Source organism: Promicromonospora kroppenstedtii DSM 19349 (assembly GCF_000515355.1).
Lineage (GTDB): Bacteria > Actinomycetota > Actinomycetes > Actinomycetales > Cellulomonadaceae > Promicromonospora > Promicromonospora kroppenstedtii.
The window spans coordinates 110333-118633 of the sequence record NZ_KI911649.1 but is presented as its reverse complement, the minus strand read 5'-3'; the positions used below and the strand labels follow the sequence as shown (position 1 = coordinate 118633).

Below are 8301 nucleotides of genomic sequence, written 5' to 3'. Positions count from 1 at the left end.
GGTGATCGCGCGGCACGGGCGCGCGGTGTCCCGCACGTCCTGGCACGGCGGCGAGCGCGACCGGCCGCTCACGCCGTTCGGGCACGGACAGGCCGCCGCGCTCGTACCGGTGCTCGCCGCGTACGGGGTCGAGCACGTGATCAGCTCCCGGTGGGAGCGCTGCGCAACCACGATCGACCCGTACGTGCGCGCGTCCGGCGTACGGCCGAGCTACAGCGAGTACCTCACCGAGGCGCAGCACGAGCGCTCGCCCTCGCGCGTGGCCGCGACCGTCGGCGAGCTGCTCGAGGAGACCACGGAGTCGTCCGTGATCTGCACCCACCGCCCCGTGCTGCCCACGGTGCTGGACGTGCTGGCCCAGCACGCGACGGGCTCGGTGGCGGCCGGCCTGCCCACGGTGGACCCGTTCCTCGAACCGGGTGAGGCCCTCGTGGCGCACATCGCCGAGACGCCGGCGGGACCGCGCGTCGTGGCCACCGAGAAGATAAGTCCGCAGGTCTGGTGACCCGCTCGGCCACCATCGTGGTGGACACACGTTCCATTTCGGCGCACTATCGGACACCATGAGCAGCGACCAACGACCGCCGAGACGGCCGGCCATGCTGGATCCCCGGGACGCCGACGCGCTTCCCGGCGAGGTGGACCCTGCCCTGCGTGACGAGATCGCGCACGCGACGGCCCGGGCCCTCGTGGACCGCGCCCGCACCACCGAGGACCCGAAGGTGGTCGAGCGACTCATCCACCTCGTCGAGAACGAGGGTCTCGACACCGTCGCGGGCCTGTGGGCCGACGCCTCCGCCGTCTCCCTCCCCGGCGCCCTGTGGCGCCTCTACGTGCTGCGCGAATGGGTACGCCGGGACATGCCCACCGTCATGCTCAGGTATCGACTCGGTGTGGAAGCCGCCCCCGTCCAGGAGGCCGTCGCGGGCGTGCCGAGCCCGCCGGAACCCGGTGACCTGCAGGTACTGGCCGACGCCGTGCTCTCCGGTGTGTTCACCGGGGACCTCGCCGTCGCCCTCGAACGAGCCGGCGCCTTCTGCCGGATCCTGTCGACCGGGGCGGCCTTCGACGCCGACTCCCGGGAGGTCGCCGACCCCACCGGCGCCACCCGCATGACCCGGGGCGCGAGCTCCCTGCTGCGCACCGCGGAGGAGCTGGAACGCGCCGCTGACCTGTGGCGCACCGGGTCCCTCGAGTAGCCCGGAACGCTGTCAAGCCCTCCGCACGGGCGTGCCCTGTGACGTCCGACCCCCTTGGCAGATCCGTACGCGCGACTAGTATGGTTCACGCGACGCCGGGCTGCGGTAGCCCCGGGCTCCACCTCAAGCCGCTACGAGCGGCCCCGCGCCGAGAGGCGCTCCCGGTTCGGCGTCGCTCTACTTCCCCTCCTGTCGGTCCTCGAGGCCGCCCCGATCGCGCTGCTCCCGGCCTGTGCCGTGTGTCACGAGTTGCCAAAGCATGACCTTGCAAATTGGCGATAGTCGGCAACAGCCCTACGCTGATCTCTGTTCCAGAGCCCTCAGAACGGGAGCCCTCGTGCGCCTTACTCCGCGCGACACCACGTACTTCGACCTTCTCGCCGCCCTGGCCCAGCATCTCGTGAGGGGTTCGTCCCTGTTGGCGGAGCTGCTCGGGGCCGACAAGGCCGGCCGCGAGAAGCTGGCAGAGGAGATGCACGACGTCGAGCACCTCGCCGACGACGCCACGCACTCGATCATGCGGCGCCTCAACCAGACCTTCGTGACGCCGTTCGACCGCGAGGACATCTCGAGCCTGGCCTCGGCGCTGGACGACTGCATGGACGAGATGGACGAGGCCGCCGACCTGATCGTCCTGTACAAGGTCGAGGGCCTGCCGGACCGCGTCTCGGACCAGGTCCAGGTGCTGCAGCGGTGCGCGGAGCTGACGGCCGAGGCCATGCCCCGGCTGCGCTCGATGGACAAGCTCGCCGACTACTGGGTCGAGGTGAACCGCCTGGAGAACCAGGCGGACAAGCTGCACCGCAAGCTCATCGCCCAGCTCTTCGACGACCTCGCCGGCGACCCGGTCCAGCTCATGAAGCTGAAGGAGATCGTGGAGGTCCTCGAGAACGCCGCGGACAGCTTCGAGAAGGTGGCGAACATGGTCGAGACCATCGCCCTCAAGGAGTCCTGAGTTGGAGGTCGCCCTCGTCGTCCTCGTGGTGGCGCTCGCCCTGAGCTTCGACTACACGAACGGCTTCCACGACGCCGCCAACGCGATCGCGACGTCGGTGTCGACCCGGGCGCTGACGCCCCGCGTCGCCCTCCTGATGGCGGCGACCATGAACTTCGCCGGAGCCCTGCTGGGCACCGAGGTCGCGGAGACCATCGCCACCTCGATCGTGGACCTGACAGGCGCCAGCACCCACGCCGAGCTCGCCGTGGTGCTGTGCGCGCTGCTCGGCGCCATCACGTGGAACCTGATCACCTGGTGGTTCGGGCTGCCCTCCTCGTCCACGCACGCCCTCATCGGTGGGCTCGTCGGGGCCGGGCTGGCGGGCGGCATGGCCGTCTACTGGTCCGCGATCGTGGACAAGGTCGTGCTCCCCATGGTCATCTCGCCGCTGGTGGGCTTCGGCCTCGCGTTCGCGGGAATGATCGCGGTGCTGTGGATCTTCAAGAGCGCGGCCCCGGCCAAGACGCACCGGCGCTTCCGGATCGCGCAGACCGCCTCGGCCGCCGCGATGGCGCTGGGCCACGGCCTGCAGGACGCGCAGAAGACCATGGGTGTCATCTACCTGGCGCTGCTGACCGTGGGCTGGGCCAACCCCGACACGGGCATCCCGCTCTGGGTCAAGCTCTCCGCGGCGGCCGCCATCTCGGCGGGCACCTACTCGGGCGGCTGGCGCATCATGCGCACGCTGGGTCGCAAGATCATCGAGCTGGACCCGGCCCGCGGCTTCGTGGCCGAGTCGGTCTCGGCCCTCGTGCTGTACGTCAACGCGTTCGTGCTGCACGCGCCGGTCTCCACGACGCACACGATCACCTCGGCGATCATGGGCGTGGGCGCCACGCGCCGGCTCTCCGCCGTTCGCTGGGGCGTGGCCAAGAACATCGCGTTCGCGTGGGTCCTGACCATCCCCGCGGCGGCCCTCGTGGCCGCGCTGGCGACCTGGGCGCTCTGGCCGTTCCTCACCTGAGGCCCACCTGAGCCCCGCGCCCTCCGGGGCGGTCCGCGGACGGCGCCGGGGGCACCCGGCGGACCGCTCGCCGCGCGACTGCCCCGGGGGGCGACTTAGCATCGCAGCATGAGCACTGGTCACACGGCCCCGAACGCCACCGCGCAATCGGCCCACCGGAAGGCGACAGCCCTGGCGTTCGCCGCGGCGGTGGGCGGCTTCCTGTTCGGCTTCGACAGCTCGGTGATCAACGGCGCCGTCGACGCCATCCAGGGTCAGTTCTCGCTCAACCCGACGATCACCGGCCTCGTGGTCGCCGTCGCGCTGCTCGGCTGCGCGCTGGGTGCCTGGGCCGGCGGCCGCCTGGCCGACCGCTGGGGCCGCACCAACGTCATGGTGCTCGGCGCCGTGCTGTTCTTCGTGTCCTCGATCCTGTCGGCCATCGCGTTCTCCGCGTGGGACCTCGCCGTCTGGCGGTTCATGGCCGGCGTCGGCATCGGCATCGCGTCCGTGATCGCGCCCGCGTACATCGCGGAGATCGCACCCGCCGCGATGCGCGGCCGTCTGGGCTCGCTGCAGCAGCTCGCGATCACCGTCGGTATCTTCGCGGCCCTGCTCTCCGACCAGATCCTCGCCGAGTCGGCCGGCGGCGCCGCCAACGTGCTCTGGTTCGGCTGGGAGGCCTGGCGCTGGATGTTCCTCGTGGCCGTCGTCCCGGCCGCGGTCTACGGCATCCTGGCCCTGCGCATCCCCGAGTCGCCCCGCTACCTCGCCGCCAAGGGGCGCGACGCCGAGGCCCGCGCCGTCCTGGCCAGCGTGCTCGGCCCGGACGAGGACGTCGACGACCGCCTCGCCCAGATCCACCGCAGCATCGTGATCGACGAGGCCAACGCCTCCGAGGGCTCGCTGCGCGGCAGCGCGCTGGGCCTCAAGCCGATCGTCTGGGTGGGCATCCTGCTGTCGGTGTTCCAGCAGTTCGTCGGCATCAACGTGATCTTCTACTACTCGAGCACGCTGTGGCAGGCCGTCGGGTTCGACGAGAGCCAGGCGTTCCTGGTCTCCACCATCACCTCGGTCACCAACGTCGCGGTCACGTTCATCGCCATCGCGCTGATCGACAAGGTGGGCCGCCGTCCGCTGCTGCTGATCGGCTCGGCCGGCATGACGGTGTCCCTGGGCCTCATGGCCGTCGCGTTCACGCAGGCCACCGGCACAGGCGAGGACATCTCGCTCAGCGGCCCCTGGGGCGTCATCGCCCTGATCTGCGCCAACGCGTTCGTCGTCTTCTTCGGCGCCTCGTGGGGCCCGCTCGTGTGGGTGCTGCTGGGCGAGATGTTCCCCAACCGCATCCGCGCGGCAGCCCTCGGCGTCGCAGCGGCCATGCAGTGGATCGCCAACTTCGCGATCACACTGACGTTCCCGCCGCTGCTGTCCGCCTTCGGCGCCAGCGTGCCGTACCTGATGTACGCGGCCTTCGCGGCGCTGAGCTTCTTCTTCGTGTTCAGCAAGGTGCCCGAGACCAGGGGCGTCGAGCTCGAGGACATGGGCGACGAGTCCCGCGCCGGCGCCTGACGCCGTCGCCGAACCCTGACCGGACGGCGCCGCTCCCCCACCGGGGAGCGGCGCCGTCCGCTCTTGCGCTGCCCACCGGGCTGCGCGGCCGAATGACGTGTCGCGCAGGTCACACCCGGCCACCCGGACCGACGCCGACAAGACCCTTGCATTCGGCAACCATCGAGATATAGTTGCTCTAAGCAATCAAACGCGAGGCACCATGACTTCTCACAGCAGCCGGACGGCGTCCGGCACCGAAGCTCCGGCCGTCGCCCTGATCACCGCGCTCCAGAGTCTTTCCCGCGCCCAGCGGGAGGCGGCGGCCCGTATCGCCCACGAGCTCGACTGGCCCAGGGCCGGCGTCGCCGTGCTGCACCTGCTCGACAGGTGCGGCCCGGCCTCCCTCTCCGACATCGCGGCACGCCAGCGCGTCGACCTCTCCGTGGCCAGCCGCCAGGTGAGCACGCTGGCCGACGCCGGGTACGTCGTGCGCACCGTCGACGACGAGGACCGCCGGGTGCGCACCGTCGAGCTGACGGACTCGGGCCGCGCCCTCGCGGCCGAGGCCACCGAGCAGTACTCGATCCTCATCGACCAGGCATTCGCTGCCTGGTCGCCCGAAGACCTCGCCGAGGCGACCCGCACGCTGGACCGCCTCGTCGACACCATCAGTGCGAACACCACGCACCGCAGAACCCCCCAGAACCAGCAGGAGTGTGCATGACCAGCCCCAACACCACGTCCACGGTGGTCGAGCCCGACCACCTGCAGGGCGAACCACCCGCCATGACGCACACGGAGGTTCTCCGGGCACTGTCCGGGATCCTCCTCGGCATGTTCGTCTCCGTCCTGGCGATGTCGGTGGTCTCGTCGTCCCTGCCGAAGATCATCACCGACCTGGAGGGCGGCCAGTCGGCGTTCACCTGGGTCGTCACGGCGACCCTGCTGACCTCGACGATCTCGACACCCATCTGGGGCAAGCTCGCCGACCTCACCAACCGCAAGACCCTGATCCAGATCGCACTGGTCATCTCGGTGCTGTCGGCAGCGGCCGCCGGCTTCTCGCAGGACGTCGGCCAGCTCATCACGTTCCGCGCCTTCCAGGGCATCGGCGCGGGCGGCCTGCAGTCCCTGGCCGCCGTGCTCATCGCCGACATCATCAGCCCGCGCCAGCGCGGCCGGTACATGGGGCTCATGGGCTCGATCATGGGTATCGGCATGGTCGGCGGCCCCATCCTCGGCGGCTTCCTCACCGACGCCATCAGCTGGCGCTGGAACTTCTTCGTGGGCCTGCCGTTCGCGATCGCGTCGATCATCGTGCTGCAGATGACCCTGAAGCTGCCCAAGCGGCCGAAGGGCTCCGCCCGCATCGACGTCATCGGCGCCACGCTGATCTCCGTCGGCATCGCCACCCTGCTGCTGTGGATCACCTTCGCGGGCAGCGAGTTCGACTGGATCTCGTGGCAGACGTTCGCGATGGTCGGCGGCTCCCTGGCGATCCTGGCGATCGCGGTGCTCGTCGAGCTGCGGGTCAAGAACCCGCTCATTCCCATGTACCTGTTCAAGAACCGCACGCTGGTGCTCGCCGTCATCGGCTCGGTCGCCGTCGGCGTCGCGATGTTCGGCTCCTCGGTGTTCCTCAGCCAGTACATGCAGCTCTCCCGAGGCAAGACGCCGACGGAGTCCGGCCTCTACACCATCCCGATGGTGGTCGGCCTGTTCCTGTCGTCCACGATCAGCGGCCAGCTCATCTCGAGGACCGGCCGGTACAAGCCGTACATGGTCACCGGCGGCGTGCTCCTGACGGGCGGTCTGCTGCTCCTGTCGACCCTGGACTACCACACGTCCTTCGTGCTGGTGTCGATCTACCTGTTCGTGCTCGGCGCGGGCGTCGGCATGCTCATGCAGAACATGGTGCTGGCCACGCAGAACACCCTGCACATCAAGGACTCGGGCTCGGGTACGTCCACCGTGACGTTCTTCCGCTCGCTCGGCGGCGCCATCGGCGTCTCCGCGCTCGGCGCGATCCTCGGGCACAGCGTCAAGGAGAACCTCAAGGACGGCGTCACCGCGATCGCCCCTGAGCTCGCCAAGCAGGGGATCGACCCGTCGGCACTGTCCTCCGGAGGTGGCACGCTGCCCGATCTCTCGACACTCCCGGCCCTGCTGGTCGAGGTCGTCGAGAAGGCCTACGCGAACGGCATCGCGGACATCTTCCTCGCCGCCGTACCGCTCGCGCTGGTCGCCCTGGTCTGCGTCTCCCTCATCAAGGAGGTGCCGCTGGGTCACCGGTCGGGCATCGACCAGCTCCAGGACCTCGAAGCCGCCGAGGTCTAAGGCTGGCAAGCGGGGGATTTCGTGCCCGCGGGCTGTGATCCAGGCGCTTGACGCGTCATCATGGGCGCATGCTCTCGAGTACAGGCAGGTCCAGCAAGGACGCGGCGCACGGTGTCGCCGCCGGCAGGGGTGCCGGCGGCGACACCGCCGACGAGCGCGCGACCGCTCCCGGACCGTTCGAGGGCCTGGAGCGTGAGGTGCGCCTGGTGATCCGCCGCGCGCAGTCCAACGGCGCGTCGATCGCCCAGCGCGTCCATCCCGAGCTCGACGCGAGCGCGTACCCCCTGCTGGCGCACATCGCCGAACGGCCCGGGGCCCGGGGTTCCGACCTCGCCACCTTCTTCGGCGTCGGGCGCGCCACCGTGTCGCGGCAGCTCAGCCGCCTCGTCGAGCTGGGCCTGGTGGAACGCACCGTCGACCCCGACGACAGCCGGGGCCAGCGCATCACCCTGACGCCCGACGGCGTCGACCGCTTCGAGCGGGCCCGCACCAGCCGGGTCGCCATGCTGGAGGGCGCCCTGGCGACCTGGGAGACGGAGGACGTCGCCCAGCTCGCCAGGCTGCTCAACCGCTACTCGGCGGACATCGTGGCGTGGAAACAGAGCGTGCGCTGACGCCGCTCGTCTGCCGTCAGGCCTCTTCGAACGTGAGGCTCACCGAGTTCATGCAGAACCGGTCGCCCGTCGGGGTCTGGGGCGCGTCGTCGAACACGTGCCCCAGGTGGGAGCCGCAGCTCGCGCAGCGCACCTCGGTGCGCACCATGCCCAGCGAACGGTCCTCGATCAGCTCGACGGAGTCGCCGGCGAGCGGGCTGTAGAACGACGGCCACCCGCAGTGGGAGTCGAACTTGGTCTCCGACCGGAACAGCTCGGCGTCGCACGCGCGACACCGGTAGACACCGGTGCGCTTCTCGTCGAGCAGCTCGCCCGTCCACGCACGCTCCGTGCCCGCCTGGCGCAGCACCGCGTACTCCTGGGACGACAGCTGCTCGCGCCACTCCTGGTCGGACTTGGACACCTTGTAGGTCATCTCGACACCTCCAGCCATGTCAACCTCGCGCCGTTCGCGAGTGTTCCCCGAGACGGGTCAGACCCACAGGTCACTCGCGTTACCTGTGGGTCTGACTCGTACGGGCGTCAGTTCGCGGCGGACGCGTTCGGGTTGCCCGCACCGCGACCGCGGCCACCCCGACGACGACGACGCGGTGCGCTGTCCGGCCGGGGGAAGTGGTCGGCGGCGGTACGGCCGCCGCCCGACGCCGGACGCCCACC

Annotated in this window: 9 protein-coding genes; 8 read left to right on the top strand and 1 reads right to left on the bottom strand. The window is 70.3% G+C overall.

Annotated elements, in window-relative coordinates:
* The 8 genes from PROKR_RS37340 to PROKR_RS10070 form a co-directional block, all read left to right on the top strand.
* A partial coding sequence (locus PROKR_RS37340) for a SixA phosphatase family protein (protein WP_036962690.1) occupies positions 1-505 on the top strand: 505 nt, incomplete at its 5' end.
* A gap of 94 nt (positions 506-599) precedes the next feature.
* Positions 600-1199 (top strand): hypothetical protein, encoded by a 600-nt coding sequence (locus tag PROKR_RS10100; RefSeq protein ID WP_036962689.1) that lies wholly within the window; start codon positions 600-602, stop codon positions 1197-1199.
* Positions 1200-1536: 337 nt separating this feature from the next.
* Positions 1537-2154 (top strand): DUF47 domain-containing protein, encoded by a 618-nt coding sequence (locus tag PROKR_RS10095; protein WP_026365765.1) that lies wholly within the window; start codon positions 1537-1539, stop codon positions 2152-2154.
* Position 2155: 1 nt separating this feature from the next.
* Entirely contained in the window at positions 2156-3160 is a 1005-nt protein-coding gene (locus PROKR_RS10090; RefSeq protein ID WP_036962687.1) for an inorganic phosphate transporter, read from the top strand.
* A gap of 108 nt (positions 3161-3268) precedes the next feature.
* Positions 3269-4711, top strand: coding sequence for a sugar porter family MFS transporter (locus PROKR_RS10085; protein ID WP_084800356.1), 1443 nt, complete (start codon positions 3269-3271; stop codon positions 4709-4711).
* Between the two features lie 202 nt (positions 4712-4913).
* On the top strand, positions 4914-5417 hold the full coding sequence (locus PROKR_RS10080) for a MarR family winged helix-turn-helix transcriptional regulator (RefSeq protein ID WP_036962686.1): 504 nt from the start codon (positions 4914-4916) through the stop codon (positions 5415-5417).
* The gene (locus PROKR_RS10075) at positions 5414-7030 is read left to right on the top strand and encodes an MDR family MFS transporter (protein ID WP_051432846.1); all 1617 of its coding nucleotides are present in this window, start codon (positions 5414-5416) and stop codon (positions 7028-7030) included. The genes PROKR_RS10080 and PROKR_RS10075 overlap by 4 nt, the downstream gene beginning before the upstream one ends.
* Before the next feature lie 68 nt (positions 7031-7098).
* Positions 7099-7644 carry a MarR family winged helix-turn-helix transcriptional regulator gene (locus PROKR_RS10070; protein WP_036962684.1) on the top strand — a complete coding sequence of 182 codons (546 nt, stop codon included), beginning with the start codon at positions 7099-7101 and terminating at the stop codon, positions 7642-7644.
* A 16-nt stretch (positions 7645-7660) separates the two neighbouring features.
* Here the strand turns inward: PROKR_RS10070 and msrB are convergent, their stop codons facing one another.
* Entirely contained in the window at positions 7661-8059 is a 399-nt protein-coding gene (msrB, locus tag PROKR_RS10065; RefSeq protein ID WP_036962682.1) for a peptide-methionine (R)-S-oxide reductase MsrB, read from the bottom strand.
* Positions 8060-8301 lie beyond the last annotated feature (242 nt).